Origin of the sequence: Actinomadura geliboluensis (genome assembly GCF_043197915.1) — a bacterium.
Lineage (GTDB): Bacteria > Actinomycetota > Actinomycetes > Streptosporangiales > Streptosporangiaceae > Spirillospora > Spirillospora geliboluensis.
Window position 1 is genome coordinate 1 of the sequence record NZ_JBICUA010000011.1, and the last position, 24,904, is coordinate 24,904.

Consider the following 24,904-nt stretch of genomic DNA (forward strand, 5'->3'; position numbering starts at 1 on the left):
GCGTCAACGTCCTGCACGCCATCCTGCGCACCCGACACCCCTACAGCACCGACTACACGCCCGCAGCGGCTTGACAAAGTCATTAGGCAGCCAGGAGAAGGCCAGCGCGGCCAGGGTGAGGGCGGCGGTGACGCAGGCCAGCCCGGCGGCGAGGGGGTCGGCGGCCAGGGGGATGCCGACGCCGGTGCCGGGCCCCCACCCGCCGAGCCAGGCGACCTGGGGGCCGCGGCCGGAGCGGGCGAGGGTGAGCGCGGTCAGGGCGGTGACGGCGGCCGCGGCCGCCAGCGCGGTCGCGTCCACGGCGGGCCGCGGCAGCCACCGCCCGGCGCCGGCCAGCACCGCCGCGGCCAGCACCGGCAGCGCGACGGCGGCCTGCAGCGCGACCGCGGCGGAGGGGATCACGATTCCAGCGAGCGCAGCGCGTCGGGGTCCAGGGTGCCGCGCCGCTTGGCGACCTGCACGGCCAGGGCCAGCAGCAGCGCGGTGACGGTGGCGCCGACGACGATGTCGGTGAGGGCCATGGCCTGCACGACGGGGTCGGTGACGGGCGGCCCGGCGGGCGGCGGCGGCCGGTCGGAGAACACCGGCGCGGTGGCGCCGTAGCGGTGCCCGATGGCCAGCAGCAGCACGTAGGTGCCGGACTGGGTGACCGACAGGCACACCACGGCGTGGATCAGGTCGCGGCTGGTGACGATCCCGTACACGCCGGCGAGCATGATCCACCCGGCGGTCAGGTAGGGCAGGACGCTCATGCGGGCCCCTCCCGCGTCCGGGCGCGGCCTGCCCGGCGGCGGCCAGGGCCAGCAGCGTGAACGCGGCGGCCGCCGCTGCCTCGGCGGACTCCAGCACCGGGACCGGGCGCAGCCGCCGCAGCGCCGGGTAGTCGCCGGCCAGGTAGAGCAGGTGGACGGCGGTGCCGAGGACGACGCCGCCCTGGAATCCGCCGCCGGGGGACTGGTGGCCGTGCGCGACGATGTAGACCCCGGCGACCAGGGTCAGGGGCAGCAGCAGGCACCCGGTGACGCGCAGCGCGTCCGGGACCTCGGCGGGCCCGTGCCGGTGCGCGGCGCCGCGCCGCTCCCCGGCGACGGCGCGCAGCAGCACGACGGCGCCGAGCGCCGCCGCCAGCAGGATCAGCTCCTCCCCGAGGGTGTCGAAGGCGCGCTGGTCGAAGGTGACCGACGCGACGGCGTTGGGGGTGCCCTGCCGGACGGCCTCCCGGACGGCGCGGTCGGCGTAGGGGTGCGACGCGCCGCCGAACGCGGGCAGGCCGAGGACCCCGGCGGTGAACAGCGCGAAGGTCCCGGCGGCGCCGCCGGCGAACAGCAGGAGGCGGGCGCGGGGCGTCATCGGCGCGCCTCCCGCCCGTCCCCGGCCCCCTCACCGCCACCGCCGTCGCTGTGGTCGCGGCGGTGGCGGCGGGCGGCGTGCAGGGCCAGCACCACGATGAGCGGCAGCAGGACCGTCCCGACGCCCAGCTGCGACATCGCGACGTCGGGCGCCTGCAGGATCAGGAACAGCAGCCCCAGCGTCGCCCCGTACCCCGACAGCACGATCGCCTGCCGGACGGGGTCGCGGGTCAGCACGACGGCGGTGGCCATGGCGGCGGTCAGCGCGAGCGCGGCGGTGATGAGCGCGTCGGCGAGCGGCCCCGACAGCGCGTCCGCGGCGACGGTGGTCAGGGCGGCGGTGGTCACGGCTGCTTCACTCCCTTTCACTCCCTGCCGGTGGTGGCGCGGTCGGCGGCCTGCCCGGCGGTGATGACGGCGGGCGGCCCCGTCGCGGTCAGCAGCACCGCGATCGCGGCGAGCTTGGCGACGTCGTGCCAGGACGACCAGGGCCGCAGCGCCACCCCGGCGATCAGCAGCGGCGCGGCCAGCGCGGTGACCGGCGCGACCGCGTGCAGCCGCGCCGCGGCGCCGCGGGTGAGGGGCAGCCGCAGCCCGGCGGCCACCGCGACCGCGGCGCCGGCCCAGGTCAGCGCGTCGGCGAGCAGGTCCAGGCTCATCACGGCTCCCGAGGGCTCACAGGGTCCGGTTCAGGAACCGGGCGAACACCAGCGACCCGGCGAACGACAGCAGCGCCAGCACCAGCGCCACGTCCAGGTAGGCGGGGCGGCCGTAGGCGGCGGCCAGCAGCACCAGCACCAGGGTGACCAGCGGCCCGGTGACGATGAGCCCGGCGAGCCGCGTCGCGGGACGCCCGCGCAGCGTGCCCAGCAGCGCCGGCGCGAGACCGCCGAGCATGAGCACCAGCGCGGGGACCGCGGTGCCGGCGGCGCCGCCCGTCACGGCGCGCCGCCGCCGCGTCCGGGACCGATGAGCCCGGCCGCGCGCAGGCTCCGCTCGAAGGGCGACGGCCCGCGCGCCAGGCGGTGGACGCGCACCACGCCCCGCCCGGGATCGACGCCGCCGACGTAGGAGGCGGGGGAGGCCGACAGCAGCAGCGCCGCGGCGCCGAGCCCGGCGGGACCGGGCACTGCGGGCAGTTCCGTCCAGTGCCCGCCGGACGCGCCGCGCACGGTGATCCGGGCGGTGTCGGCGACGACCTGGACGGGCAGCCGCGCCAGCGCCGCCGCGACCCGGCCCGCAGCCGGCGCGGGCCGCGGGCCCCACCCACGGCCGCCGGTGAGCAGGGCGCGGCGCGCGGCGACCGCGGCGGCGGCGCCGGCCGCTGCCGCCGCCGCCGCGACCGCGACCTCCGTCGGGGAGATCGCCGGCACCAGCCCGAGGTAGACCGCCATCAGCGCCGTCCACCAGGCCGGCGGCTCGGCGGCCCGGCGGACCCAGCCGGACCGATGGGGGAGTGTTGGGGCGGACATGACCTCCGCCATACCCGGACCGACGATTCCAACCGTCCCGCCCGGGCGCCTGGCCCCGCGCGGCGCCGATGTTTGGCGGGTTCCGCCGGGGTAGGGCGCGCTAAGCGCAGGCACGGCGAAACCCAGTGGCGCAGGGGAGGCGTGGATGACCAGGTACGGGTACTTCCTGGCGACCGAGGAGCACGAGCCCGCCGAGCTGATCCGGCAGGCGCGGATGGCCGAGGAGGCCGGGTTCGAGGCCCTGTGGATCTCCGACCACTTCCACCCGTGGCTGGACGAGCAGGGCCAGGCGCCGTTCGCCTGGTCGGTGATCGGCGCGCTGTCGCAGGTGACGTCGCTGCCGATCGGGACCGCGGTGACGTGCCCGCTGGTGCGCACCCATCCGGCGATCGTGGCGCAGGCGGCGGCGACGAGCGCGGTGCTGACCGGCGGCCGGTTCACCCTCGGCGTCGGGACGGGCGAGTTCCTGAACGAGCACATCCTCGACTCGCGGTGGCCGCCCGCCGCCGAGCGGCTGGAGATGCTGGAGGAGGCCGTCGAGCTGATCCGGCGGCTGTTCACCGGCACGCTCGTCACCCACCGCGGCGAGCACTACCGGCTGGACACCGCGCGGCTGTACACGCTGCCGGACGAGCCGCCCCCGATCCACATGTCCGGGTTCGGCGCCAAGGCGGCGACGCTGGCCGGGCGGCTGGCCGACGGGTTCATCTGCATGATGCCCGACGCCGACCTGGTGAGGGTGTTCCGGCACGGCGGCGGCGAGGGCAAGCCGGTGCAGGGCGGGCTGAAGGCGTGCTGGGGACCCGACGAGGCCGAGGCGCGCGAGACCGCCCGCCGGATCTGGGGCAGCGACTACCTGCCCGGCGAGGCCAACCAGCTGCTGCCGCTGCCGCGCCAGTTCCGGCAGCTGACGCAGCTGGTGACCACCGACATGGTGGCCGAGGCGGTGCCGTGCGGACCCGACCCGGCGGTGCACGAGCGGGCCCTGCGCGCCTACGCCGACGCCGGCTGCGACGACGTGTTCGTCTCGCAGATCGGGCCCCGCGCCGACGGGTTCTTCGAGTTCTACGCCGGCGAGGTCCTGCCGCGCCTGCGCGGCGGCTGACCCGCCCCCACGCCCACCCCACACGACCACTGCCCAACGATTCCCCGAAGGAAGGAAGGACGATGGAAACCCCCTCGGTTCCCGGCAACGGGTCCGGACAGGTGAAGCAGAACGCGGCCCGGCTCGGCGGGAACGCCGCCGACGCGGGCCGGTCCGCCGGCGCGACCGCGCAAGCCGCGGCAGGACCGGTGGCGGGACCGGTGGCGGCGCTGCCCGGCCGCGCGAAGGCGCTGGCCAGGCTGGTGACGCTGCGGCGGTTCCTGCGGGCCGCGCCGGTCGCGGCGGCCGCCGTCGCCGGCGTCGCCGTAGGCCGCCTCACCGCCAAGAGGCGCTGACCCCGCACCACCGGCAACCGCCCCCTACCGGACGCCCCCGGGCAGGCCCCGGGGGCGTCCGCACGCCCACCCGCTGACACGCGGTGAAACAGCACCGTGACGGTCCGTGGACGGACGCCGACCTGTCCGTGACCAAAACCAGACCTCCCGTTTAGAGAGATCGGTGTGGGTACACCGGGGTCCATGCCGAACCCCAATCCCATACAAAACCCCCAGCAGAGGAGATGACATGACTGGGCCGATCGCCCAGCAGACTTCGGGCAGCAACTACGTCCAGCGCGGCGGATCCAGCAGCAGCCTCGCCGACGTCGTCGACCTGATCCTGGAGAAGGGCCTGGTCATCGACCTGTACGCGCGGGTGTCGCTGGTCGGGATCGAGATCTTGACCATCGACGTGCGGATCGTCGTCGCCAGCGTCGACACCTACCTCCGCTTCGCCGAGGCGGTGAACCGGCTCGACATCGCCCACGACGGCACCTCCCAGGGCCTGCCGCAGTTCGTGGAGGGCATGCAGGAGTCGGGCGCGAAGAAGAAGACCCGCGGCGCCCTGGAAGGCGCGCAGGAGCGGCTGAAGGAGACCTTCGGCGGCGGCGACTCCGACTCCGAGGACTCCGGTGAGGAGCGGCAGCCCGCACGGCGCCGCTCGTCCCGCAAGAAGGAGGACGAGGACGAATGAGCACGCCGCAACCCCCCGCCGGCGCCGGCGCCCCGCAGTACGTGTACGGAGTGACCCGCGCGGACGCGCGGCTGCCCGACGGCCTCGCCGGCCTGGACGACGCGCCGGTGGCGCTGGTCGGCGACGGCGGCCCCTGCGCAGCGGTCGTCAGCGACCTGCCCACCGGCCGCGCGCTCGGCGAGCGCGCCGACCTGGTCTCCCACCAGCGGGTCCTGAACGCCCTGGTGGAGGCCGGAACCGCGGTGCTGCCGTTCCGGTTCGGCGCCGCGCTGGCCGACCGCGGCGCCGTGGAGAAGGAGCTGCTGGCCGGCAACGCCGACCGCTTCGCCCAGGTCCTGGACGGCCTGGAGGGCCGGGTCGAGCTGCGCCTGAAGGCCACCTACGTCCAGGACGAGGTCCTCGGCGAGATCATCGCGGCCGAACCGGAGATCGCCGAGCTGTCGCGGCGGCTGCGCGAGGTCCCCCCGGACGCCGCCGACGCCGTCTACTACGACCGCATCCGGCTCGGCGAACTGATCGCGCAGGCCATGGAGCGGCGCCGCGGCGGCGACGGGCAGGCCCTGCTGGACCGGGCCGCGCCCGCGGCGGAGGCGTTCGCCCGCAAGACGCCCGCCCGCGAGGAGGACGTCCTGGACGCCTCGTTCCTGGTCCGCGCCGACCGCCGCGACGCGTTCGAGCGGGCGGTGGAGGAGCTCGGCCGCGAGCACGCCGACCGGATCCGGATCCGGCTGATCGGGCCGCTGCCGCCCTACGACTTCGTCCCGGAGGCGTGACCGCGATGGGACTGTTCACCGGCCTGGTGACGCTGCCGCTCGCGCCCGTGCGGGGCGTGATGTGGCTGGCCGAGACCCTCACCGAGCAGGCCGAGGCGCAGCTGTACGACCCGGCGCGGATCGCCGCGGAGATGCAGCAGGTCGCCGACGAGGCCGCCGCCGGCGAGATCACCGACGAGGAGGCCGCGGCCCGCGAGGACGAGCTGATCCGCCGGCTCAACGAGGGCCGGGCCCGCGGCTACCGGCCGGGCGGGTGACGGGAGGCCGCGATGCTGTCCGCGTCCGAGGCCGCCAAGCGGGCGGCCGAGCACGTCACCGCGATGACCGGCCGCGCCGCCGAGAGCGTGGTGGGGATCGAGCGCGCCGGGGAGGGCGGCTGGCGCGTCACGGTCGAGGTCGTGGAGACCCGCCGCATCCCCGATTCGGCCGACATCCTCGCGGCCTACGACACCGAGGTGGACGCGGAGGGGGAGCTGGTCGGCTACCGCCGCGCCCGCCGCTACCCCCGCGGACGAGTGGAGAGGGACTGAACGCGACGTGAGCGAGATCTCCTGGACCGGCGCCCGGTCCCCGGCACGGTCGATGGCCGGCGAGCGGACCTCGGCCAACCTGGCGGACCTGCTGGAGCGCATCCTCGACAAGGGGATCGTGATCGTCGGGGACGTGCGGGTGAACCTGCTCGACATCGAGCTGCTGACCATCAAGCTGCGGCTGCTGGTGGCGTCGGTGGACCGGGCCAAGGAGATGGGCATCGACTGGTGGGAGCACGACCCGTCGCTGTCGTCCAAGGCCCGCCGCGACGACGCGGCGGGCGCGGGCGACCGCGACGAGCTGGCCGCGGAGAACCGGCGGCTCCGCGAACGCCTCGCCGCCCTGGAAGCCGGCACCGCCGGCACCGCCGGCACCGGCGCGGACGGCGCGGACGGCGGCGGCGAGCGCGACGCGGCCCGCCCGGCACCCGGGAAGGAGTCCACATCATGACCGGCACCACCGAAACCGGCCCCGAGACCGGCACCGCCACGGCCACGGGCATGGACGGGGACAGCGCCGTCTACCTGTACGGGGTGGCGCGGGGCCTGGACCCGGCCGCGCTCGGCGGCGCCGCCGGGGTGGGCGGCGCGCCCGTGCGCGGCGTCGCCGCCGGCGGGCTGACCGCGCTGGTCAGCACCGTCGCGCTCGCCGAGTACGGCGAGGCCGCGCTGCGCGCCAACCTGGAGGACCTGGCGTGGCTGGAGGCCACTGCCCGCGCCCACCACGACGTGGTGGACCGCGCCGCGCGCACCGCTCCCACCGCCCCGGTGCGGATCGCCACGATCTACCGCGACGACGGCCGCGTCGCCGAGGTGCTGGCGGCGCAGGGCGAGCGGTTCGCCGAGATCCTCGACCTGGTCTCCGGCCGCGCCGAATGGGGCGTGAAGGCCTACGCCGACCCCGAGGCCATGCGGGCCGGCACCGACCCCGGTGGGGGGCTCGAGCCCACGGCCGAGCCCCTCACCGGCCCCAACCCCGGCGCCGGCGACGCACCGGCCGCCGGCGCGGGCACGGCCTACCTGCAGCGCCGCCAGCGCGAACGCCGCCGCCGCGCCGACGCGGGGCGGCGGGCCGCCGAGCAGGCCGCCGCCGTCCACGCCGAGCTCGCCGACCACGCCGTGGCGTCCCGGCACCACCCGCCGCAGGACCCGCGCCTGTCCGGCCGCGACGGCACGCAGATCCTCAACGCCGCCTACCTGCTGGACGAGGAGCAGGCGGCGGGGTTCCTGGCGGTGGCGCGCGCGGCGGGGGACCGGCTGCCCGGCATCGAGGTGGAGGTGACGGGGCCCTGGCCGCCGTACTCCTTCATCGAGGCCGCCGCGCCCGCCCGGACGCCGGAGGACGTGTGACGGCCGTCCTGGACCACGGCGCCGACGCGCCGCTGGAGCGGATCGCGCTGGTGGACCTGCTCGACCGGCTGCTGGCCGGCGGCGTCGTCATCGCCGGGGACCTGGTGATCTCCATCGCCGGGGTCGACCTGGTGCAGGTGTCGCTGCGGGCGCTGATCACCACCGTCCGCGACGAGCTGCTGCCCGAGGAGGACCGCCCGTGACCGACCACGCCCCCCACCACGACCACCACCACGACCCCTACCGGGAGCCGGTGACGGGGGAGGTGTCGGTGCGCGACCCCGCCCCCGGCGACCCGTTCACCGACGACCTCCTCACCGGCCCCGCCGCCGGCGGCGGCCCGGTGCGGGCGGCGCCCGCCCGGGAGCGGGACCTGCGCGAGCGGTCGTCCCGGACGATGCAGCGGCTGCGGTCCGACCCCGAGACGGTCGAGCGGGACCTGGTCAAGCTCGTCCTCACCCTGGTCGAGCTGATCCGCCAGCTCATGGAGCGGCAGGCGCTGCGCCGCGCCGAGGGCGGCGACCTCACCGACGCGCAGATCGAGGACCTCGGGCTGGCGCTGATGCGGCTGGAGGAGGCCATGACCCGGCTCAAGGACCACTTCGGCCTCGACGACCACGACCTCAACCTCGACCTGGGCCCCCTCGGGCCCCTCCTGCCCGACGACTGACCGCCCGGCCCCGCCGGGACGGGCGGGGACCGGCGGGGCGTCACCCCGGGTTCACCGCCGTCGCCTTGAAGAACGTGTAATGGAACGTCCCCTCCGGCCCGGCGGCCCGCAGCAGGTCGGCGACACCGCGGTCCCAGTCGGCGGGCGTGGCCAGCCCCGCCGCGACCGCCTCGTCGCGCACCGACGCCATCATCGCGGTGAACGTGGCGCGCGTGAACGCCTCCGCCAGGCCCGGCCGGTCCCGGTCGGTGTACACCGTGCGGGGACCGGCGCTCACTCCCGCGTACCCGGCCGCCGCCAGCAGCGGACGCAGCCGCCGCCCGATCAGCGCGTCCCCGCCCGCCGCGGCCTGCAGCGCCACCTGGTGCGCGATCACGGCGCGGGCGTGGGCGCTGTCGGGGTGCAGGAACGCCGACCCGTGGTCGCCCTCCACCACCGTCAGCGTCCCGCCCGGCCGCAGCACCCGCCGCAGCCCCGCCAGCGCGCCCCGCGGATCCGGCAGGTGCTCCAGCACGAAGCAGACGAACACGTGGTCGAACACGCCGTCGCCGAACGGCAGGTCGTACAGGTCCGCGCGGCACCACTGCACCCGCGCGCCGGGACGCTCGGCCTCCACCCGGGCGCGGGCCCGCGCCAGCGACGCCGCCGAGACGTCCATCGCGGTCACGTGCGCGCCGGGGGAGCGGGCCACCAGGTGCACCGTCTGCGCGCCGACCCCGCACCCGGCCTCCAGCACGCGGCTGCCCGCCGGATAGGACGTCCCGCCGTGCAGCAGCTCGGCGAGCGCGTCGGCCTGGTCGCCGAGCCGCCGCGCCTCCCGGCCCGAATACCCGTGCACGTAACCGGCCGCCGCCCCCGCGCCGCCCCCGGCCGCCGTCGTCATCGTCTCCATGGAACCCACCCTGGGGCCACAATGGTCCGGTGCACAGGTCCAATCGCGACGAAACCGACCGGGCCATAACCCGCGGGTCGGACTTCCTGCAGCTCGACCCCGCCGACGCCCCGCCCGGCGGCCTGGCGGACTGGCTCGCCCGGCGGCTCCGCGACGCCATCGCCGACGGCCGCCTGCCCGTCGGCGCCCGCCTCCCGCCCACCCGCACCCTCGCCGCCGACCTGCGCGTCTCCCGCGGCGTCGTCACCGACGCCTACCAGCGCCTCACCGACGAAGGCCACCTCGCCGGACGCGGCCGCGCCGGCACCGTCGTCGTCGCCGCACCCCTCACCCCGCCCCCGGCACCCGCCGCCCCGCCCACCGCCGACCCGTCCCACCCCGACCCGTTCCACGGCGCGCCCGGCGCCGACGCCTTCGACGCCCTGCGCGCCGCACCCGCCCGCATCGACCTCACCCCCGGCGTCCCCGACCTGTCGGCCTTCCCCCGCGCCGCCTGGCAGCGCGCCGAACGCACCGTCCTGCGCGACCTGCCCGCAGCCGCCCTCGGCTACGGCGACCCCCGCGGCGCCCCCGCCCTGCGCACCGCCGTCGCCGACTGGCTCGCCCGCAACCGCGGCATCCGCGCCGACCCCGCCGCCATCGTCATCACCGCCGGCACCGCCCAGGCCCTCGGCCTCATCGCCCGCGCCCTCACCGCCGCCGGCACCCGCACCGTCGCCGTCGAGGACCCCGGCTCCCTCGGCGCCCGCCAGCACCTGCGGCACGGCGCCATCGCCACCCCGCCCGTCCCCGTCGACGCCGACGGCGTCCGCGTCGACCGCCTGCGCGCCACCGCCGCGCCCGCCGTCCTGCTCACCCCCGCCCACCAGTTCCCGACCGGCGCCGTCCTGTCCGGGCCCCGCCGCCGCGACCTGCTGGCCTGGGCCGCCGCCGGCGGACTGATCATCGAGGACGACTACGACGCCGAGCACCGCTACGACCGCCCGCCCGTCCCCGCCCTGCGGTCCCTGCTCACCGACCGCGTCTTCTACGCCGGCAGCGTCTCCAAACTCCTGGCCCCCGCCCTGCGCACCGGCTGGCTCCTGCCGCCCCCCGCCTTCCTGGACGCCGTCATCGCCGAGAAGCGCTTCGCCGACCTCGGCAACGCCGCCCTGCCCCAGCTCGTCCTCGCCGAACTCATGGCCACCGGCGCCATGGAACGCGCCCTGCGGCCGCTGCGGACCCGCCACCGCCGCCGCCGCGACACCATGATCGACGCGATCCGCGCGCACCTGCCCGGCGCCGCCGTCCACGGCGCCGCAGCCGGCCTGCACCTCACCATCACCCTGCACCCCCGCACCGACGACACCGCCCTGGCCGCGGCCGCCCTCCGCGAAGGGGTCAAGGTCCAGCCGCTGTCCTGGCACGCCCAGCGCCCCGGCCCGCCCGGACTCGTCCTCGGCTACGCCGCCGCCACCGCCACCGACATCACCGACGGCATCGCCGCCCTCGGCCGCGCCCTCAAAACCCTCACCTGACCACCCACCCCACCACCGGAGGCGAAGGGGGTCACGCCGCCAGCAGCTCCGCCTCCCACAGATCCCGGTAAGCACCCGGCACCGCCACCAGCTCCGCATGCCGGCCCCGCTGCACCACCCGCCCCCGGTCCATCACCACCACCTCGTCCGCCGAACCCAGCGCCGCCAGACGATGCGTCACCAGCAGCAGCGTCCCCCCGCCCGGCGCCTCCAGCAGATCCCGCGTCAACGCGTCCGCCGCCACCGGATCCAGCGCCTCGGCCGGCTCGTCCAGCACCAGCACCGGCGGATCGGCCAGCAGCGCCCGCGCCAGCAGCAGCCGCTGCCGCTGCCCGCCCGACAGGCCCCGCCCGCCCGCGCCCACCACCGTGTCCCACCCCTCCGGCAGCGCCTCCACCACCTCGGTGAACCGCGCCCGCGCCGCCGCCGCCGCGAGCTCGGCCTCACCCGCGTCCGGACGCGCCAAAAGCAGGTTCGCCCGCACCGTCCCGGCGAACACGTGCGCGTCCTGCGCCAGCCCCCGCACCGCCGCCCGCACGTCCCCGGGCGCGTACCGGGCCACCGCCCGCCCGCCCAGCAGCACCGCCCCCGACACCGCCGCGACCTCACCCGACACCGCCGCCAGCAACGTGCTCTTGCCCGCCCCGCTCGCCCCCACGACCGCGACCCGCCGGCCCCGCCCCACCCGCAGATCCACCCCGTCCAACGCCACACGCCCGCCATAGCGGACCCGCACCCCCAGCAACTGCACCTCCAGCGGACCCCGCGGCACCGCCACCGGACACGACACCGCCAGCTCCGCCGGAGCCGCCAGCACCGCACCCACCCGCCGCACCCCCGGCCACACCTCCCGCAGCCGCTGCGCCGCACCCGCCAGCGGCAGCACCGACTCCACCGCCACCAGCGCCGTCAACGCCAGCACCGCCGCCCCCACCTCGTCCACGCCCGCACGCAACCCCGCCCACACCGCCGCGGCCACCACCGCGCCCTGCACCGCGAAACCCGCCGCGGCCACCACCGCCGCCACCCGCGCACCCGACCGCTCCGCACGCTCCAGCCGCCCCGCCACGTCCCGCGCCCGCGCCGCGAACCGGTCCGACGCACCGAACACCGCCAGATCCGCCGCCCCCTCCAGCACGTCCAGCGACGCCACCGCCAACGCCTCACGCCCCGCCGCGGCCCGCGCCGCCGCCCGGCCGCCCGCCACCGCAGCCGCCACCGGCAGCACCACACCCGCCACCAGCACACCCGCCGCCACCACCAGCCCCGCCCGCACGTCCACCGCCGAGCACACCGCCACACCCGCGCCACCGCACACCACCGCCGCGAACGCCGGCAGCACGCACCGCAGCAGCAGATCCTGCACGGCGTCCACATCCGACACCATCCGCGTCAGCGCATCACCGTCCCGCACCCGGCCCCGCACCGCCGCGGACGACGCCGCCAACGCGTCGAACACCCGCCCCCGCAACTCCGCCAGCGCCCGCAGCGCCGCGTCATGCCCCGCCAGCCGCTCCACATACCGCAGCGAACCCTTCGCCAGCGCGAACCCCCGCACCGCCACGATCGCCAGCGACAGCGCCGCCAGCTCCGGCCGCTGCGCCGCCCGCGCGATCAGCCACGCGGCCGCCGCGATCAGCCCCAGCCCGCACAGCTCCGCCGCCGCACCCGCCAGCCCCGCCGCCACCAGCCGCACCGCATGCGGGCGCACCGCACCCCACACGCCCCGCAGCCCGCCCGCCCCGTTCACGTCCACCCCGTTCACGCCGCCTCCTTCTCCCGCGCCGCCGCCACACGGCCGCCCTCCAGCCGCACCACCCGGTCCACAAGCCCCAGCAGCGCCGGACGATGCGCCACCACCACCGCCGTCCGCCCCGCCAGCAACCGGCCCGCCGCCTCCACCAGCAACCGCTCACTGTGCAGATCCAGCCGCGCCGTCGGCTCGTCCAGCAGCATCACCGGCCCACCCGACAAGAACGCCCGCGCCACCGCCAGCCGCTGCCGCTGACCCGCCGACACCCCAGCACCGCCCTCACCCAGAACCGTCGCGAACCCCTCCGGCAACTCCTCGACGAAATCCGCGGCCGCGGCCCGCGCCGCCGCCCGCACCTCCGCGTCCCCGGCCCCCGGATCACCCAACCGGATGTTGTCGGCCACCGACGCCGCGAACAGATGCGGACGCTGCGGCACCCACCCCAGCCGCGCCCGCCACGCCGCCGCGTCCAACTCCGCCAGATCCACCCCGTCCACCAGCACCCGCCCCGACTCCGGAACCACCAGCCCCGCCACCACCAGCAGCAGCGTCGACTTGCCCGCACCCGACGGACCCGTCACCGCCACCCGCTCACCCGCCGCGACCCGCAACGACACCCGGTCCAGCGCCGGCTCCGCCGACCCCGGATACCGCACCGTCACCTCCTCCAGCACGATCTCCGGCACCCCGCCCCCCGGAACCACCCGCCCCGGCGCCGGGGGAGCGGGCACATCCAGCGCCCCGAACACCGCCTCCGCCGCCGCAACCCCCTCCGCACTCGCGTGGAAACGCTGCCCCAGACCCCGCAACGGCGCATACACCTCCGGCGTCAGCACCAGCACCAGCAGCCCCGACGCCAGCACCATCCGCCCGTCCAGCAGACGCAACCCCACCGGCACCGCCACCAGCGCCACCGACAGCGCACACACCAGCTCCAGCACCAGCGACGACAAGAACGCCACCCGCAGCGCCCGCACCGTCGCCCGCCGATGCTCACCCGCCAGCTCCCGCACCACCACCGACTGATGCCCCGTCCGGCCGAACGCCCGCAACGTCCCCAAACCCGCCAGCACATCCCGGAAATGCCCGCCCAACCGGTGCAGCAGCCCCCACTGCCGGCCCGTCAGCGCCGCCGTCCGCATCCCCACCAGCGCCCCGAACACCGGAACCAGCGGCAACGTCACCGCCACCACCAGCGCCGACGCCCAATCCACCGTGAACAGCCGCACCAGCACCAGCAGCGGCACCGCACACGCCGCCAGCAACTGCGGCACATACCCGGTGAAGAACGGATCCACCGCGTCCAAACCCCGCGTCAGCAGCGTCACCCGCGACCCCGCGTCACCCGCCGGGACACCCAGCAGCCCCGCCCGCAGCCCCCGCTTCACCCGCGCCGCCGCCCGGCCCGCCACCAGCGTCACCGCCCACGCCAGCACCGCCCGCACCGCCACCGCACCCGCCAGCCACGGCAGCGGACCCGCATCCAGCCCCGCCACCGCCCGCACCAGCAGCTCCGCCTGCACCACCAGCAGGACGCCCTGCCCCACCGCCAGCACACCCAGCCCCGCCACCACCCGCCGGGGCAGCAACCCCAGCAGACGCCGCTCGACCGCCTTCACCGCCCGCCACCGCCTACAGGTACGACGGGGCCTCGACCCGCCCCCGGAACGTCCACCACACCAACGCCTGCGACCCCAGCAGGAACGGCAGCACCACCACCGTCCCCACCACCGTCAACGTCAGCCCGCCACCCGCGGCCACCACCTCCGACCACGGCAGCTCCACACCCGCCACCACCGGCGCACCCGCCATCACCAGCGCCGACAACCCGTACCGCGCCGGCACCCGCGCAGCCCGCGCAGCCAGCCCCTCCGGCAGCCGCCACCGCGCGAACCCCGCACCATGCCACGCGAACAGCGCCGCCAGCGGCAGCCCCAGCACACTCCCGGCGTTCAACCCGCCGCCCGCCACCACCGAACCCAGCACCGACCCCCACGCCAGCGCCAGCGCCCAACTCCCCGCCACGATCGCGCCGTCCCACAGCGACCGCCACGCCGCCGCGTCCACCCGGCCCCGCAGCCACAACCCCATGTCGCGCACCACCCAGCCGATCAGCAGCACCACGACCAGCGGATACAGCTCCTCCAGCAGCCGGTGCTCCAACCCCGGGAACGCACCCGCCACCAGCCCCGCCGACGCCACCAGCCACACCTCGTTGCCCAGGAAGAACGGCGCGAACGACGCGATCACCAGCCGCCGCTCCCGCTGATCACGCCCCAGCCAGGGCAGCAGCATCCCCACCCCGATGTCCGCGCCGGCCAGCACCAGATACCCGCCGGCGAACAACGCCAGCAACAGCACCGCGAGAGAATCCATGATCAGGCTCCAGTCGAAACGTCGTGCGCCACTTCGGAACGACGCGCGTCAGAACGTCGGGCTCATCGCCGGGACCGGCGGCTCCGCCGGGGGAGAGGCACCCAGCCCCGCCCCCTCCGGCCCCCGCCGCGCGAACCGCGCCAGCAGCCACGCGTTCACCCCGAACAGCACCGCGAACAGCACCGAGAACGCCGCGAACGACACCGCGACCGTCCCCGAACCCACCCCCGGCGACAACGCGTCCTCGGTCTTCAGCACCCCGTACACCATCCACGGCTGCCGCCCCACCTCACGGAACACCCACCCCGCCACCATCGCCACATACGGCAGCGGCACCGCCACGATCATCAGCACGTGGAACACCCGCCCCCGCACCAGCCACCGCCCGAACGGCAGCTTCACCAGCGCCACCCCGGCCACCAGCATCATCAGCGACCACATCGACATCATCAGCGCCTCACCGACCCCCGCCAGCCCCGGCGCCATGTAGTCGCCCGGACCGAACCGCGCCGTGAAGTCCGCCACCGCGGCCGCCGCGTCGTCCCCGCCCGACTTCGTCGGCTGGACGTACTGGAACTGCATCCCCCCGAACACCACCACCGGCATCACCGACAGCACCACCGTCACCAGACCGATGCGCATCGACCGCCGGAAGAACTCCACCTCCGCCGTCCGCCGCAGCAGATGGAAGCCGCTCACCCCCGCCATGAAGAACCCAGCCGTCAGCAGGCCCCCGAACAGGACGTGGAAGAACGCCAGCACCGCCGTCGGATTCGCCAGCAGCGCCCCCGCATCGGTCAGCCGCGCCGTCCCGTCCACCATCTCGAACCCCACCGGACGCTGCAGCCACCCGTTCGCGACCAGCACGAAGTACGCCGACAGGTACGCCGTCAGCGTCACCACCCAGATCAGCGCCAGATGCACCCACCGGTTCAGCCGATCCCACCCGAAGATCCACAACCCCAGGAACGTCGACTCCACGAAGAACGCGATGATCGTCTCCAGCGCCAGCGGCGCCCCGAACACGCTCCCCGACACCCGCGACAGACCCGACCAGTTCAACCCGAACTGGAACTCCATCACCAGCCCCGTGACGATCCCCACCGCGTAGTTCACGACGTACAGCTGGCCCCAGAACCGCACCATCCGCGCGTGCACCGCACTGCCCGACACCGCCGCCCGCGTCTGCGTCAACGCCACCAGCGTCGCCAGACCCAGCGTCAGCGCCACGAACAGGAAATGCGTTCCCGCCGTCAACGCGAACTGCACCCGCGCCAGCATCAGCGCGTCCACACCCATCAGCGCACACTCCAAGGATCGCCCCGCAAAGACCCCACGATCCTCGGCCCCCGCACCCCACCGGCGAATCGGGCGAGAGCGTGCAACCGCCATGCGCTTTTTGCGTAGCCGCCCCGCCCCGCCTACATCTCCCGATGTACGCGCCGCCGCCGCGGCACCAACCCCAGCACTAACGCCACCACCGCGTACGGCGCCGCGGCCACCCCCATCAGCACCCCCGCGCCCGCCCACCGCGACCCCAGCGCCCACCCCGCGAACACCAGCACCGCCACCGTCTCCGCACCGAAACCCGCCACCGACGTCACCGTCGCCCGCGCCCCGTCACCGATCCGCTCCTGCAACCGCGCGTCCGCCGCCGCCATCGCCCACCGGAACACCCCGAACGCCGCCGCCACCAGCACCAGCCCACCCGCACGCCCGCTCAACGCACCCGCCGCAAGGCACACCGCACCCACCACCAGCACCGGCGCCAGCCACCGCGCACCCCGACCCGCCAGCCACCCGCCCACCGCATCACCCACTGTCACCACCAGAACCAGCAACGGCACCGACGCCGCCGCCACCCCCGTCGACCGCACCAGCAGCGGCACATACTCGTCCAGCGACGTCACCCCCTCCAGCACCACCACCAGCAGCAGCGCCCACCGCACCGCCGGCTCCCGCCGCACCTGCGCCCACCCGTCCCGCACCACCGCCCTCAGCGACGGCTCATCCCCGCCCGCACGCGACCCCCGCACCTCCGGCAGGAACCACCCCGCCACCGCGCACGCCGCGCACACCACCGCACTCGCCACCCCCAGCGCCCGGTAACCGCCCACCGCCAGCACCGGCGACGCCACCGCCGACGCCGCCACCACAGCCAGCAGCGACACCGCCTCGGACCGGCCGATCACACGCGCGTACGCACTCGCCGCACCGACCCGCTCCAACTCCTCGTACACCAGCGCCTGCATCGTCCCCGAACGCAGCGCCGACCCCACACCCCACAGCACGAAACCCGCGGCGAACACCGGGAACGACGGAAAGAACGCCCACAGCACGAAACCCGTACCAGGCAGCAGGGGAGCGATCACCAGCAGCAACCGGCGAGAGAACACATCCGCCCACAAACCGGACGGCAGCTCCAAGAAGAACGCCGTGGCCGACCACAGCGCGAACAGCGACGAGATCTCAGCGGGGGACAGCCCGGCGTCGGCGAACAGCACCGCGTACACCGGGTACAGAAGAACGAAATCCTCGAGGAACGCGTAGGCGTACAGCCTCCGCGCGAGCCCCGCCTCAGGTGAAGATCAATGTCGTCGGCGCATACCCGCACCCTAACCGCCGCCACCGCTCCCGCGCACCCCTGTATTCCGGGGCAGGGGAGAGGCCGGTCGGACGGGTCAGGCGGCGGGGTCGCGGCCGAACAGCGCCAGCAGCCGCGCCTGGGAGTCGGCGTCGCCGGGCACGGGGACCTCGGCCCCGAGCATCCCCGCCTCACGGCCCCGAGGCGCCATCGCCTTCGCCGTCTCCAGCGCCGCGTCCACCAGGTCCGCGGGGAGTACCACGGTCTGCCCGGTCGCCCGCGCCAGGTCCCAAGTGTGCACGAGCAACTCCAGCGGATACTGCTCGATCCACTCGCGCACCGTCATCTCGATGCCCATCGCCAGCGGAACCCGCCGATCCAGCGCAGCGGGCGTCAGCTCCGCCGTCATCCTGGCGCGGACCTCGCGCCAGGACGCCAGCGGGTCCGCGCCGGCGACCTCCCGCCAGTCCGGATCGTCCTGGGGGAGCGGCCGCCCGGCCGCCCGCAACTCGACCACCAGCAGCCCGGCGGTGACGTGCCCCGCCACATCGACGGCCGCCCAGCCCTCGCACGGCGACGGCGACAGCCACCGGTCCACCGGCACCGCCGCCAGCACCGCCTCGAACGCGTCCAGCGCACGGACGAACCCCTCAGGAACCACGTCGCCACCACCTCGCCGGGCCCGGAACACCGTCATGCGAACCCCGCCAATCTAACGATCAGCGCGGCGCGCGTCCGCCTCTTTTCCGCGTTGATCGTCCGCCGAGCAGGCGGGCCCCCCGCATGGGAGTGGGAGAGTGGCGGCATGGAAGCTGCCAATCGCACGCTTACCGCAGACGTGATCGCGGCACTGACGTACTGGCCCGGCATCCTTTACGCCGGTCAGAAGAACCCTCCGGACCCGGTCGACATCTCCGTCCTGCTCCCTTTCTTCAACGAATTGCTGCAGGATTTGCCCTGGTGGAACCGCGACTGGAAAGTCACCCGCGTCGAACCCGGCATCCCCTTGGAGATCGCGAGCGGTCACGACCGCGGCAGGACGAGGTTCACTGAGACCTCCGTGCCCGGCACCGTCGGCCCCGGCGACGGGGAGAGCCTGCCCTTCGTCGCGAAGGTCAGGTTCGAAGGCGACCGACTGATCAGGTTCCAGGCCAAGGTCGGCGACCTGCTCATCGAGCCCGCGGCCGCACCGGCCGGCCAACTGGAACCGCATCCGTTCGGTAACGTGTTCAGCGGACTGATGGACCTGCGCGGAATCCCGAGCAGGGAAATGGCGGAGCGAACCGCACGATCGAGGTCCACGATCCACATGCTGCGCAGCGGAAGTCTCAATCCGCATCCCGTTCTCGTCAAGGAGATCGCCAACGCCTTGGACATGTCCGAAGCGGACATCAGGGTAATTTCCGGGCTCGGCGACGGCGATATCTGATCCGCAGCGGCGCCTGCAACAGCAGAGACCAGGGGAGTGTCTTCGGTCAGGTTGGCTGACAATCTCGCGTAAGCAGCCAGGGGAGCGGACGGTGCGGCAGGGCAGGCTCGCGGATGATTGTCGACTGCAGCCAAGCAAGCCGGCAGCGCTGGACGGTTCTCTCCCGGCGGCCGGGATGGCGATCCGAGCGATCTTGGAGCCTGGCCGGGTGACGCCGCCGCGGAGGCAGTAGCCAACTCGGCGTCGGCGGAGCGGGTGCGGAGGTCGACTTGTTCGCCATGTGCACGCGGACGAGTGGCACGAAGGGAGCCGGGCTCGTCTTCGAGGGGGCGACGAGGACGCCACGGGCCGTCCACACCCGCAGAGGTCTTCTTCGGAACCGTCAGACCAGCTGAAGGGCCTCGCATGGTCCGGAATCCGGTCTACTTAACATAATGTGCATTATCGACCATCGATCAGACGAGGCGGGATAGGGGCGAACCGGGCGAGATTGCGCGTGCTGCGCTCGACGCGCGTGCTCCGTCGAGCGTCTGCGGGTTCTACTCGCGGCGCCGGTCGTCCGGCCGGGATCTCAGTGCGCCGGGGTGAGCGCGATCCAGTAGCGATCTTCGCCGCGGACCCGGCCGTCGTGCACGCCGCCGTTAGCGATGATCACCCGGCGGGACGGCTCATTGTCGGCGGCGCAGGTCAGCAGGACGCGCTCCAGACCCAGCCCGCGGCACTCCACCAGCCCGGCGGCGAGCATCCGCGTGGCGTGCCCGCGGCGCCGCCACGGCGCGACGACGTGGTAGCCGACATGGCCGCCGACCTCGGCGAGCTCCGGCGTCAGGCGGTGCCGGACGATCAGCGTCCCCAGATAGTGCTCGCCCGCCACGTACCAGAACGTCGTGCACGGCACGCCCCACCGCTCCTGGACGCCGCGGCGCCGCGCGACGAACGCGCCGAAGTCGCGGTACGCCTCGTCCAGCCAGTCCATCGGGTCGCCCGCCGCCAGGTGGTCGGCCCGCTCCCCGGCCAGGAACGACTCACGCACCGCCGTGCTCGGCGGGATCAGGCGCGGCGCCGGGACGAGGAGGCTCACGCGCCCAGTGTCCCCGATCCGGCAGTGTCCCCGATCCGGGAACCGGGGGCGGCGGCGCGGGAGTCTCACACCCGTCCCCCTGATCCGCAACGACGAAAGGTGATCGTGAGCGAGCACCTCGACCAGGTCTTCGGCCAGCTCGTCAACCGCAGCTGGGAGCGGTTCTCCGAACAGCTCCACACCTGCGAGATCGACGACCTCCTCGTCGGCGCCGTCATCACCGCGGCGGTTGCCCAGGGCAACGCCCTCATCGACCTCAACTCCGACGGCGACCACCACTACCTGCGGTTCCAGCACCGGGAGCGCAAGCACCGGCTGATGTTCCAGCTGACGCACCTGGCCGGCAGCGTCACCGCCGCCAGGACGCTCGGGCAGCACGCCGCCGTGACGATGGCCTACGGCGAGTACGTCCAGGACGCGCGGACGGTGTGGCAGGCGCTGAAGTCGGAGGTCAAGAGCGGCTTCCTCGACGTGGGCGAGCCGGGTGTGTTCACCGTCGACGCCGACCTCGGCACCGGATACGTGTACGTCCAGGTCCCCCTGCTGCTGGACCTGGACCAGTACTTCGCCGGCCACTACACGGTGAAGTACCCGGTGCTGCAGGAGCACATCGCCGCCGTCGCCCAGGCCTGCGCGAAGTACCTGCACGGCCGCATCGCCGCCTGAACGGGAGGACACCCCCAATGCTTTCGATGATCAACAAGTTCAAGAACAACGCCGAGGCGCGGGAGAGCAAGGACGAGGCGCTCATCGGCGAGATGGTGTTCACGATGGCGCACCTGGGGTGCCCCGTCATCGGGATCAAGTCCGGCGGCGACCTGCAGTACGTGCGGTTCAAGCCGGTCGGCGACCCCGTCCTGTACAGCTTCACGATCGTGCTGGACCGCAAGACCGGCGACGGCGTGCTGCAGCAGGCGGTGCTCGGCAGCAAGGCGACGCTGACGTTCGTGGCCGAGGTGAAGAACCACATCGCCGATCCCGACGACCTGGTGGCGATGTTCCGCACCGACATGGCGAACATGCTGCGCAGCCCGTGGTTCGGCGACGTCAAGCTCGACCACCAGCTCAACTCGGTCACCGCGACGAAGAAGCAGCTGATCGACATCGACGACTACGCGGACGCGGACGGCGCCGACCGCGACCGGCTGCGGCAGCTGCTGCAGGGCACGATGCAGGAGCTGCGGGAGAAGGTCGCCCCGTACAAGAAGTGAGGGCGGGCGGGGGGCGGCGCGAGGGTGTCGCCGCCCCTCCCCTCCACGGCCTTCGTGCCGCTCCCCTGTGGTCTCTGTGGTTGACCGGACAGAATCCAGCTTCTGTCCGGTTTCCGTAGTTTGTTGTCTTTAATCCGTTTCGGGGTGCGCGGTGAGCTCGGCGAAGCGCAGTGCGTTGCGGACGGCCGCTCCTCCGGGGTCGTTGTTGAAGTAGACGTAGGCGTCGTCGGCGTCGGCGAGATCGTCCGCCCAGCCCTGAAGGGTCTCGTCGTCGTAGTTCGGCCAGGGCTCGGCGGGGCCTTCGTGGAAGCGCAGGTAGAGCCAGCCGGTGGTCCGCCACAGCGGTGTCTGGGGGCGGCCGAGGCGGTCGGTCCAGCACAGGGCGGCGCCGTGGCGCTCCAGGAGGCGGCGGGTCTCGTCCGTCCACCATGAGGGGTGGCGCGGCTCGACCGCGACGCGCACGCCCGCCGGGAACCGCTGCAGGCACGCGGCGAGGCGGTCGGGTTCGGCGCGCAGGGTGGGCGGGAGCTGCAGCAGGACCGGCCCGAGCTTGGGACCGAGCCCGGCGGCGGCGTTCATGAGGCGCTCGACGGGCTCGGCCGGGTCGGTGAGGCGCTTCATGTGGGTGAGGTAGCGGCTCGCCTTCACCGCCATGACGAAGCCGGGCGGGGTGCTCCCCCGCCACTGCTCGAACGTCTCACGGCCCGGCAGCCGGTAGAAGGCGTTGTTGTTCTCGACCGTGGCGAAGACGTCGCCGTAGTGCCGCAGCCAGCGCCGCTGCGGGAGGCCGGGCGGGTACAGGACGCCGCGCCAGTCGGCGTACTGCCAGCCCGATGTGCCGATGAGCATCGGCCCTCCCCTACGTCCGGCGGTGCCCTCGGGGGTGGTCATACCCGCCGGTGGGGTTCCAGGGCGCGGATGTAGTCGACGAGGCGGACGCCGATCTCGAAGGGGGCGTCGGGGGCGTCGAGGTCGAGGTCGGGCCAGGTCTCGGAGATCCGGCGCCAGGTGCCGCGGCCGAGGAAGGGGCCGGTGGCGGGGTCGTCGCCGAGGTCGGCGCGCCAGCGCGGCTCGGTGGTGCGCAGGCGGGCGAGGGCGGCCTCGTTGGCGGGTTCGTCGCGGTGCTCGGCGTGGAAGCCGATCTCGACGGCGTGGGTGCGGGCGCCGGGGGCCAGTTCGGCGGGGATGACCTGGGCCTCGTAGTGCTCGCGCTGGGGTTCGGGGTCGCCGAACCACGCCTTGACGCCGTTGTGGCGCACCTGGACGCGGGGGCGTCCGAGGCCGGGCGGGGTCGAGGCCCGGACGATCTCGCCGACCTGGTCGAACAGTGCGCGGTCCGTCACGGTGCCGATGTTACGGGGGTTTCTGTCGGTGGCGGACGGTAGCGTCCGGCGGGTGCGTCCTTCCGATGTTCAGCGTCTGACGGTGGCCGAGTGCGTGGACCGGTACGGGGAGATGGTGCGGGCGAAGACCTCGACGGGTGCGCTGGCGCCGGCGTCGGCGGAGGTGTACGCGCGGGACGTGGTGACGTTCGCGGCGCTGGCGGGTGCGGAGCGGGTGCTGGACGATCTGACCGGTGAGGACGTCGATGAGGTGCTGCTTCGGTTCGCGCGCAAGCCGGATGAGCGGCGCCGGGTGCGGGCGGTGGAGCCGGGGGGCGGTCCGGTGCAGAGCGCGGCGTCGCAGGCGCGGTTCCGGCGTTCGGTGTCGGCGTTCTTCCGGTACGCGGTGGTTGCGGGGTGGGTGCAGCTGAATCCGATGGACGCGGTGACGGTGCGGCCGAAGCACCGGGGCGGGCTGCGGGCGGAGCGGCGGGCGCTGACGGTGGAGCAGGCGGAGGGGCTGCTGGGGGCGGCGCGCGAGCTGGCGGAGGCGCCGGTGTCGGCGCCGCGGCGGCGGGCGGATCAGCGGACGGAGCTGCGGGACGGGCTGATCGTGCTGCTGCTGGCGGCGGTGGGGCCGCGGGTGTCGGAGCTGACGGCGGCGAACTCGGAGGACTTCTTCGTCAACGGGGGGACGCGGTACTGGCGGATCTTCGGTAAGGGCGGGCGGACGCGGGATGTGCCGCTCCCCCGTCCGGTGGTGGAGGTGCTGGACGCGTATCTGGCGGACGGGCGGCGGCTGCTGGACCGGGGGCGGGAGCCGAAGGCGCTGCTGCTGTCGTGGCGGGGGCGGCGGTTGGCGCGGGGTGATGTGCAGGGGGTGATCGACCGGGTGCTGGAGCGGGTGGAGCCGGTGCGGCGGCGGAGTGTGACGCCGCACGGGCTGCGGCATACGACGGCGACGCATCTGCTGGCGGCGGCGACGGACATGGACGCGGTGCGGCGGGTGCTGGGGCATGCGGACCTGTCGACGCTGGGCCGGTACCGGGACGAGTTGCCGGGTGAGTTGGAGGCGGCGATGCGGGTGCATCCGCTGCTGGGCCCGGTGGAGGGTCGGCGCGGCGGCTGAGCCGCGAGCGCGGTGAGGCGTTGCCTCGGGGGCTCGGCTCCGCTCCCCTGCGTTTGGTCGAGGGGCGGTCAGGTGGTGGAGAGGGTGCGGGCGAGGGTGTAGGCCTCGGTGAGGTCGGTGCCGCGGTAGTCGAGGGCGGCGATGTCGGCGAGGTGGTGGTCGGCGTTGACGGCGACGGTGTTGGTGAGGTGGCGGAACAGGGGCGCGTCGGACATGGAGTCGCCGTAGGCGGTGCATTGGCCGAGGGTGAGGCCGTGGCGGGTGCGGAGTCGTTCGGTGATGCGGACCTTGTCGGCGGGGGTGAGGATGCCGGCGGGGTCGAGGGTTCCGGTGAAGGGCATGGGCGGGAAGCGGGAGGCGATGACGTCGTCGAAGCCGAGGGCGAGGAGGCGGTGGGCGAAGAAGTCGGGCGACATGGTGATGACGGCGGAGTGCTCGCCGCGGGCGCGGATGTCGGCGCAGACGTCGGCGATGCCGGTGAGCCAGGTGGCGGCGTTGTAGGCGGTGGCGACGACGGCGGGGGTGAGGTCGCGCCAGAGCCGGTGGATCTCGGTGGAGAAGCCGCGGGTGTCGAGGGTGCCGGCGGCGAAGCGCGCCTCGAGTTCGTGGAGTTCGGGGAGGGTGCCGAGGTGGCGGGCGATCTCCAGGTTGGCGGTGGTGCCGTTCAGGAGCGTGCCGTCCATGTCGAAGATGTGCAGGTGTCCCACGGGATGTGCAGTGTGCCGGAGGGGTGGGGCGCGGCGCGAGTGGTTTTCAGTCGTCGTCGGAGGGCCAGATGGCGTAGGAGATGAGGATGGCGGCCCAGATGCCGAGGGGTGCGGCGGGCCAGAAGAAGGTCCACTCCCCCTCGCGGAGGGCGTTGACGGCCCAGATCGCGGTCATGATGGCGGCGCCGCCGGTCCAGTAGCGCCATTCGGCGGCCCATGCGCGTTTGTCGGCCTGGTCGCGGGCGGCGCGGCGGGCGGTGTCGGCGCGGGTGCGGGCGGCCTGGGAGGGGGGCAGGTCGGCGGTGAGGCGGTGGAGGTCGCCGCGGGTGGTGGCGGTGAGGGCGCGGTGGAGGCGGTGGTGGTGTTCGGCGGGGTCGAGGGCGCCTTCGGTGAGGGCGTCGGTGAGGCGTTGGGCGGTGGTGTCGCGGTCGTGGTCGGAGGCGCGGACGTGGTCGTCGGTCGGGTGTTCGGTTCGGTGTTCCATGGTGGGCTCCCCCGGGTGGTGTGGTTCCAGGGTGGTGGTGCGAGGGGGTGCGGGTCGTCCTCCGGTATGAGGAATGGGCGGTACATCGTTCGCAGGACGCGGGGTCGGACCCCTGTCGTAAGTCGGGGGTGGTGGTGGCCGTTCGCGGGATCCGCCGGG

33 protein-coding genes and 1 pseudogene are annotated in these 24,904 nt (G+C 74.6%); 15 read left to right on the plus strand and 19 right to left on the minus strand.

The window, feature by feature from the left end; translation table 11 throughout:
• Positions 1 to 3 precede the first annotated feature (3 nt).
• From ACGFI1_RS31335 to ACGFI1_RS31365, 7 genes and pseudogenes are all read right to left on the minus strand, one after another.
• Positions 4 to 402, minus strand: a complete 399-nt coding sequence (locus ACGFI1_RS31335; protein ID WP_392791174.1) for a hypothetical protein — start codon at positions 400 to 402, stop codon at positions 4 to 6.
• Complete coding sequence (locus ACGFI1_RS31340) at positions 399 to 752, minus strand: sodium:proton antiporter (protein WP_392790617.1); 354 nt, start codon at positions 750 to 752, stop codon at positions 399 to 401. The genes ACGFI1_RS31335 and ACGFI1_RS31340 overlap by 4 nt, the downstream gene beginning before the upstream one ends.
• 49 nt (positions 753 to 801) lie before the next feature.
• A pseudogene (locus ACGFI1_RS31345) lies at positions 802 to 1,350 on the minus strand (MnhB domain-containing protein); the annotation flags it as partial.
• Positions 1,347 to 1,697 carry a Na(+)/H(+) antiporter subunit B gene (locus ACGFI1_RS31350; RefSeq protein ID WP_364554826.1) on the minus strand — a complete coding sequence of 117 codons (351 nt, stop codon included), beginning with the start codon at positions 1,695 to 1,697 and terminating at the stop codon, positions 1,347 to 1,349. The gene ACGFI1_RS31350 and the pseudogene ACGFI1_RS31345, both read right to left, overlap by 4 nt.
• A gap of 17 nt (positions 1,698 to 1,714) precedes the next feature.
• Positions 1,715 to 2,008: a monovalent cation/H(+) antiporter subunit G gene (locus ACGFI1_RS31355; RefSeq protein ID WP_387066911.1), complete on the minus strand. Its 294-nt coding sequence runs from the start codon at positions 2,006 to 2,008 to the stop codon at positions 1,715 to 1,717.
• Positions 2,009 to 2,024: 16 nt separating this feature from the next.
• On the minus strand, positions 2,025 to 2,291 hold the full coding sequence (locus tag ACGFI1_RS31360; protein WP_301178218.1) for a monovalent cation/H+ antiporter complex subunit F: 267 nt from the start codon (positions 2,289 to 2,291) through the stop codon (positions 2,025 to 2,027).
• The gene (locus ACGFI1_RS31365; RefSeq protein WP_392790619.1) at positions 2,288 to 2,821 is read right to left on the minus strand and encodes a hypothetical protein; all 534 of its coding nucleotides are present in this window, start codon (positions 2,819 to 2,821) and stop codon (positions 2,288 to 2,290) included. The genes ACGFI1_RS31360 and ACGFI1_RS31365 overlap by 4 nt, the downstream gene beginning before the upstream one ends.
• Before the next feature lie 145 nt (positions 2,822 to 2,966).
• On the opposite strand from ACGFI1_RS31365, the gene ACGFI1_RS31370 reads away from it, so the two are divergent.
• The 10 genes from ACGFI1_RS31370 to ACGFI1_RS31415 all read left to right on the plus strand — a co-directional run bounded on the left by ACGFI1_RS31370 (position 2,967) and on the right by ACGFI1_RS31415 (position 8,260).
• Complete coding sequence (locus tag ACGFI1_RS31370; RefSeq protein WP_392790621.1) at positions 2,967 to 3,926, plus strand: TIGR03557 family F420-dependent LLM class oxidoreductase; 960 nt, start codon at positions 2,967 to 2,969, stop codon at positions 3,924 to 3,926.
• 62 nt (positions 3,927 to 3,988) lie between these two features.
• Positions 3,989 to 4,261 carry a hypothetical protein gene (locus ACGFI1_RS31375; protein WP_392790623.1) on the plus strand — a complete coding sequence of 91 codons (273 nt, stop codon included), beginning with the start codon at positions 3,989 to 3,991 and terminating at the stop codon, positions 4,259 to 4,261.
• 229 nt (positions 4,262 to 4,490) lie between these two features.
• A complete protein-coding gene (gvpJ, locus tag ACGFI1_RS31380; RefSeq protein WP_301178214.1) occupies positions 4,491 to 4,937 on the plus strand; it encodes a gas vesicle protein GvpJ in 447 nt (148 codons plus the stop codon).
• Positions 4,934 to 5,710, plus strand: coding sequence for a GvpL/GvpF family gas vesicle protein (locus tag ACGFI1_RS31385; protein WP_392790625.1), 777 nt, complete (start codon positions 4,934 to 4,936; stop codon positions 5,708 to 5,710). The genes gvpJ and ACGFI1_RS31385 overlap by 4 nt, the downstream gene beginning before the upstream one ends.
• A gap of 5 nt (positions 5,711 to 5,715) precedes the next feature.
• Positions 5,716 to 5,967 (plus strand): gas vesicle protein GvpG, encoded by a 252-nt coding sequence (locus ACGFI1_RS31390; RefSeq protein WP_301178220.1) that lies wholly within the window; start codon positions 5,716 to 5,718, stop codon positions 5,965 to 5,967.
• 12 nt (positions 5,968 to 5,979) lie between these two features.
• Positions 5,980 to 6,240 (plus strand): gas vesicle protein GvpO, encoded by a 261-nt coding sequence (gvpO, locus tag ACGFI1_RS31395; protein WP_301178212.1) that lies wholly within the window; start codon positions 5,980 to 5,982, stop codon positions 6,238 to 6,240.
• Between the two features lie 7 nt (positions 6,241 to 6,247).
• Positions 6,248 to 6,691 (plus strand): gas vesicle protein, encoded by a 444-nt coding sequence (locus tag ACGFI1_RS31400; RefSeq protein WP_392790627.1) that lies wholly within the window; start codon positions 6,248 to 6,250, stop codon positions 6,689 to 6,691.
• A complete protein-coding gene (locus ACGFI1_RS31405; protein WP_392790629.1) occupies positions 6,688 to 7,590 on the plus strand; it encodes a GvpL/GvpF family gas vesicle protein in 903 nt (300 codons plus the stop codon). The genes ACGFI1_RS31400 and ACGFI1_RS31405 overlap by 4 nt, the downstream gene beginning before the upstream one ends.
• Positions 7,587 to 7,793 carry a gas vesicle protein gene (locus ACGFI1_RS31410; RefSeq protein WP_301175847.1) on the plus strand — a complete coding sequence of 69 codons (207 nt, stop codon included), beginning with the start codon at positions 7,587 to 7,589 and terminating at the stop codon, positions 7,791 to 7,793. The genes ACGFI1_RS31405 and ACGFI1_RS31410 overlap by 4 nt, the downstream gene beginning before the upstream one ends.
• Entirely contained in the window at positions 7,790 to 8,260 is a 471-nt protein-coding gene (locus ACGFI1_RS31415) for a gas vesicle protein K (RefSeq protein WP_386865802.1), read from the plus strand. The genes ACGFI1_RS31410 and ACGFI1_RS31415 overlap by 4 nt, the downstream gene beginning before the upstream one ends.
• A 40-nt stretch (positions 8,261 to 8,300) precedes the next feature.
• On the opposite strand, the gene ACGFI1_RS31420 is transcribed toward ACGFI1_RS31415, so the two are convergent.
• Complete coding sequence (locus ACGFI1_RS31420) at positions 8,301 to 9,152, minus strand: methyltransferase domain-containing protein (protein WP_392790632.1); 852 nt, start codon at positions 9,150 to 9,152, stop codon at positions 8,301 to 8,303.
• Positions 9,153 to 9,181: 29 nt separating this feature from the next.
• On the opposite strand from ACGFI1_RS31420, the gene pdxR reads away from it, so the two are divergent.
• A complete protein-coding gene (gene pdxR, locus ACGFI1_RS31425; RefSeq protein WP_392790635.1) occupies positions 9,182 to 10,669 on the plus strand; it encodes a MocR-like pyridoxine biosynthesis transcription factor PdxR in 1,488 nt (495 codons plus the stop codon).
• Between the two features lie 31 nt (positions 10,670 to 10,700).
• Here pdxR and cydC read toward each other — a convergent pair whose 3' ends face one another.
• The 6 genes from cydC to ACGFI1_RS31455 form a co-directional block, all read right to left on the minus strand.
• A complete protein-coding gene (gene cydC / locus ACGFI1_RS31430; protein ID WP_392790637.1) occupies positions 10,701 to 12,434 on the minus strand; it encodes a thiol reductant ABC exporter subunit CydC in 1,734 nt (577 codons plus the stop codon).
• On the minus strand, positions 12,431 to 14,041 hold the full coding sequence (gene cydD, locus ACGFI1_RS31435; protein ID WP_392790641.1) for a thiol reductant ABC exporter subunit CydD: 1,611 nt from the start codon (positions 14,039 to 14,041) through the stop codon (positions 12,431 to 12,433). The genes cydC and cydD overlap by 4 nt, the downstream gene beginning before the upstream one ends.
• A 13-nt stretch (positions 14,042 to 14,054) precedes the next feature.
• Positions 14,055 to 14,798 carry a cytochrome d ubiquinol oxidase subunit II gene (locus tag ACGFI1_RS31440; RefSeq protein ID WP_392790643.1) on the minus strand — a complete coding sequence of 248 codons (744 nt, stop codon included), beginning with the start codon at positions 14,796 to 14,798 and terminating at the stop codon, positions 14,055 to 14,057.
• Between the two features lie 48 nt (positions 14,799 to 14,846).
• Entirely contained in the window at positions 14,847 to 16,097 is a 1,251-nt protein-coding gene (locus tag ACGFI1_RS31445; RefSeq protein WP_392790646.1) for a cytochrome ubiquinol oxidase subunit I, read from the minus strand.
• A gap of 122 nt (positions 16,098 to 16,219) precedes the next feature.
• Positions 16,220 to 17,311, minus strand: coding sequence for an MFS transporter (locus ACGFI1_RS31450; protein WP_392790649.1), 1,092 nt, complete (start codon positions 17,309 to 17,311; stop codon positions 16,220 to 16,222).
• Between the two features lie 168 nt (positions 17,312 to 17,479).
• Positions 17,480 to 18,043, minus strand: coding sequence for a TIGR03086 family metal-binding protein (locus ACGFI1_RS31455; RefSeq protein WP_392790652.1), 564 nt, complete (start codon positions 18,041 to 18,043; stop codon positions 17,480 to 17,482).
• A 144-nt stretch (positions 18,044 to 18,187) separates the two neighbouring features.
• Here ACGFI1_RS31455 and ACGFI1_RS31460 point away from each other — a divergent pair, with 144 nt between their 5' ends.
• Complete coding sequence (locus ACGFI1_RS31460) at positions 18,188 to 18,811, plus strand: hypothetical protein (RefSeq protein WP_392790654.1); 624 nt, start codon at positions 18,188 to 18,190, stop codon at positions 18,809 to 18,811.
• Between the two features lie 571 nt (positions 18,812 to 19,382).
• Here ACGFI1_RS31460 and ACGFI1_RS31465 read toward each other — a convergent pair.
• A complete protein-coding gene (locus tag ACGFI1_RS31465) occupies positions 19,383 to 19,892 on the minus strand; it encodes a GNAT family N-acetyltransferase (protein ID WP_392790657.1) in 510 nt (169 codons plus the stop codon).
• Positions 19,893 to 19,997: 105 nt separating this feature from the next.
• Here ACGFI1_RS31465 and ACGFI1_RS31470 point away from each other — a divergent pair, with 105 nt between their 5' ends.
• Both ACGFI1_RS31470 and ACGFI1_RS31475 read left to right on the plus strand, forming a co-directional pair.
• A complete protein-coding gene (locus ACGFI1_RS31470; RefSeq protein WP_392790659.1) occupies positions 19,998 to 20,558 on the plus strand; it encodes a hypothetical protein in 561 nt (186 codons plus the stop codon).
• Between the two features lie 17 nt (positions 20,559 to 20,575).
• Positions 20,576 to 21,103 carry a hypothetical protein gene (locus ACGFI1_RS31475; protein WP_364553534.1) on the plus strand — a complete coding sequence of 176 codons (528 nt, stop codon included), beginning with the start codon at positions 20,576 to 20,578 and terminating at the stop codon, positions 21,101 to 21,103.
• Positions 21,104 to 21,232: 129 nt separating this feature from the next.
• Here the strand turns inward: ACGFI1_RS31475 and ACGFI1_RS31480 are convergent, their stop codons facing one another.
• The gene (locus ACGFI1_RS31480; RefSeq protein WP_392790661.1) at positions 21,233 to 21,952 is read right to left on the minus strand and encodes a DUF72 domain-containing protein; all 720 of its coding nucleotides are present in this window, start codon (positions 21,950 to 21,952) and stop codon (positions 21,233 to 21,235) included.
• A gap of 38 nt (positions 21,953 to 21,990) precedes the next feature.
• Positions 21,991 to 22,446: a hypothetical protein gene (locus ACGFI1_RS31485; RefSeq protein ID WP_364553530.1), complete on the minus strand. Its 456-nt coding sequence runs from the start codon at positions 22,444 to 22,446 to the stop codon at positions 21,991 to 21,993.
• Positions 22,447 to 22,528: 82 nt separating this feature from the next.
• On the opposite strand from ACGFI1_RS31485, the gene ACGFI1_RS31490 reads away from it, so the two are divergent.
• A complete protein-coding gene (locus ACGFI1_RS31490) occupies positions 22,529 to 23,554 on the plus strand; it encodes a tyrosine-type recombinase/integrase (RefSeq protein WP_301175856.1) in 1,026 nt (341 codons plus the stop codon).
• Between the two features lie 68 nt (positions 23,555 to 23,622).
• Here the strand turns inward: ACGFI1_RS31490 and ACGFI1_RS31495 are convergent, their stop codons facing one another.
• Positions 23,623 to 24,261: an HAD family hydrolase gene (locus tag ACGFI1_RS31495; protein ID WP_301175857.1), complete on the minus strand. Its 639-nt coding sequence runs from the start codon at positions 24,259 to 24,261 to the stop codon at positions 23,623 to 23,625.
• A 46-nt stretch (positions 24,262 to 24,307) separates the two neighbouring features.
• Positions 24,308 to 24,745 (minus strand): DUF1707 SHOCT-like domain-containing protein, encoded by a 438-nt coding sequence (locus tag ACGFI1_RS31500; RefSeq protein WP_364553526.1) that lies wholly within the window; start codon positions 24,743 to 24,745, stop codon positions 24,308 to 24,310.
• Positions 24,746 to 24,904 lie beyond the last annotated feature (159 nt).

What these genes read in the sequence shown, in the direction of transcription:
- ACGFI1_RS31370 (WP_392790621.1), top strand. Translation starts at nt 2,967, where the DNA reads ATGACCAGGTACGGGTACTTCCTGGCGACCGAGGAGCACGAGCCCGCC.
- ACGFI1_RS31365 (WP_392790619.1), bottom strand. Translation starts at nt 2,821, where the DNA reads ATGTCCGCCCCAACACTCCCCCATCGGTCCGGCTGGGTCCGCCGGGCC.
- ACGFI1_RS31420 (WP_392790632.1), bottom strand. Translation starts at nt 9,152, where the DNA reads ATGGAGACGATGACGACGGCGGCCGGGGGCGGCGCGGGGGCGGCGGCC.
- ACGFI1_RS31340 (WP_392790617.1), bottom strand. Translation starts at nt 752, where the DNA reads ATGAGCGTCCTGCCCTACCTGACCGCCGGGTGGATCATGCTCGCCGGC.
- ACGFI1_RS31480 (WP_392790661.1), bottom strand. Translation starts at nt 21,952, where the DNA reads ATGCTCATCGGCACATCGGGCTGGCAGTACGCCGACTGGCGCGGCGTC.
- gvpJ (WP_301178214.1), top strand. Translation starts at nt 4,491, where the DNA reads ATGACTGGGCCGATCGCCCAGCAGACTTCGGGCAGCAACTACGTCCAG.
- ACGFI1_RS31500 (WP_364553526.1), bottom strand. Translation starts at nt 24,745, where the DNA reads ATGGAACACCGAACCGAACACCCGACCGACGACCACGTCCGCGCCTCC.
- ACGFI1_RS31445 (WP_392790646.1), bottom strand. Translation starts at nt 16,097, where the DNA reads ATGGGTGTGGACGCGCTGATGCTGGCGCGGGTGCAGTTCGCGTTGACG.
- gvpO (WP_301178212.1), top strand. Translation starts at nt 5,980, where the DNA reads ATGCTGTCCGCGTCCGAGGCCGCCAAGCGGGCGGCCGAGCACGTCACC.
- ACGFI1_RS31355 (WP_387066911.1), bottom strand. Translation starts at nt 2,008, where the DNA reads ATGAGCCTGGACCTGCTCGCCGACGCGCTGACCTGGGCCGGCGCCGCG.
- ACGFI1_RS31375 (WP_392790623.1), top strand. Translation starts at nt 3,989, where the DNA reads ATGGAAACCCCCTCGGTTCCCGGCAACGGGTCCGGACAGGTGAAGCAG.
- ACGFI1_RS31440 (WP_392790643.1), bottom strand. Translation starts at nt 14,798, where the DNA reads ATGGATTCTCTCGCGGTGCTGTTGCTGGCGTTGTTCGCCGGCGGGTAT.
- ACGFI1_RS31385 (WP_392790625.1), top strand. Translation starts at nt 4,934, where the DNA reads ATGAGCACGCCGCAACCCCCCGCCGGCGCCGGCGCCCCGCAGTACGTG.
- ACGFI1_RS31475 (WP_364553534.1), top strand. Translation starts at nt 20,576, where the DNA reads ATGCTTTCGATGATCAACAAGTTCAAGAACAACGCCGAGGCGCGGGAG.
- ACGFI1_RS31405 (WP_392790629.1), top strand. Translation starts at nt 6,688, where the DNA reads ATGACCGGCACCACCGAAACCGGCCCCGAGACCGGCACCGCCACGGCC.
- ACGFI1_RS31390 (WP_301178220.1), top strand. Translation starts at nt 5,716, where the DNA reads ATGGGACTGTTCACCGGCCTGGTGACGCTGCCGCTCGCGCCCGTGCGG.
- ACGFI1_RS31460 (WP_392790654.1), top strand. Translation starts at nt 18,188, where the DNA reads ATGGAAGCTGCCAATCGCACGCTTACCGCAGACGTGATCGCGGCACTG.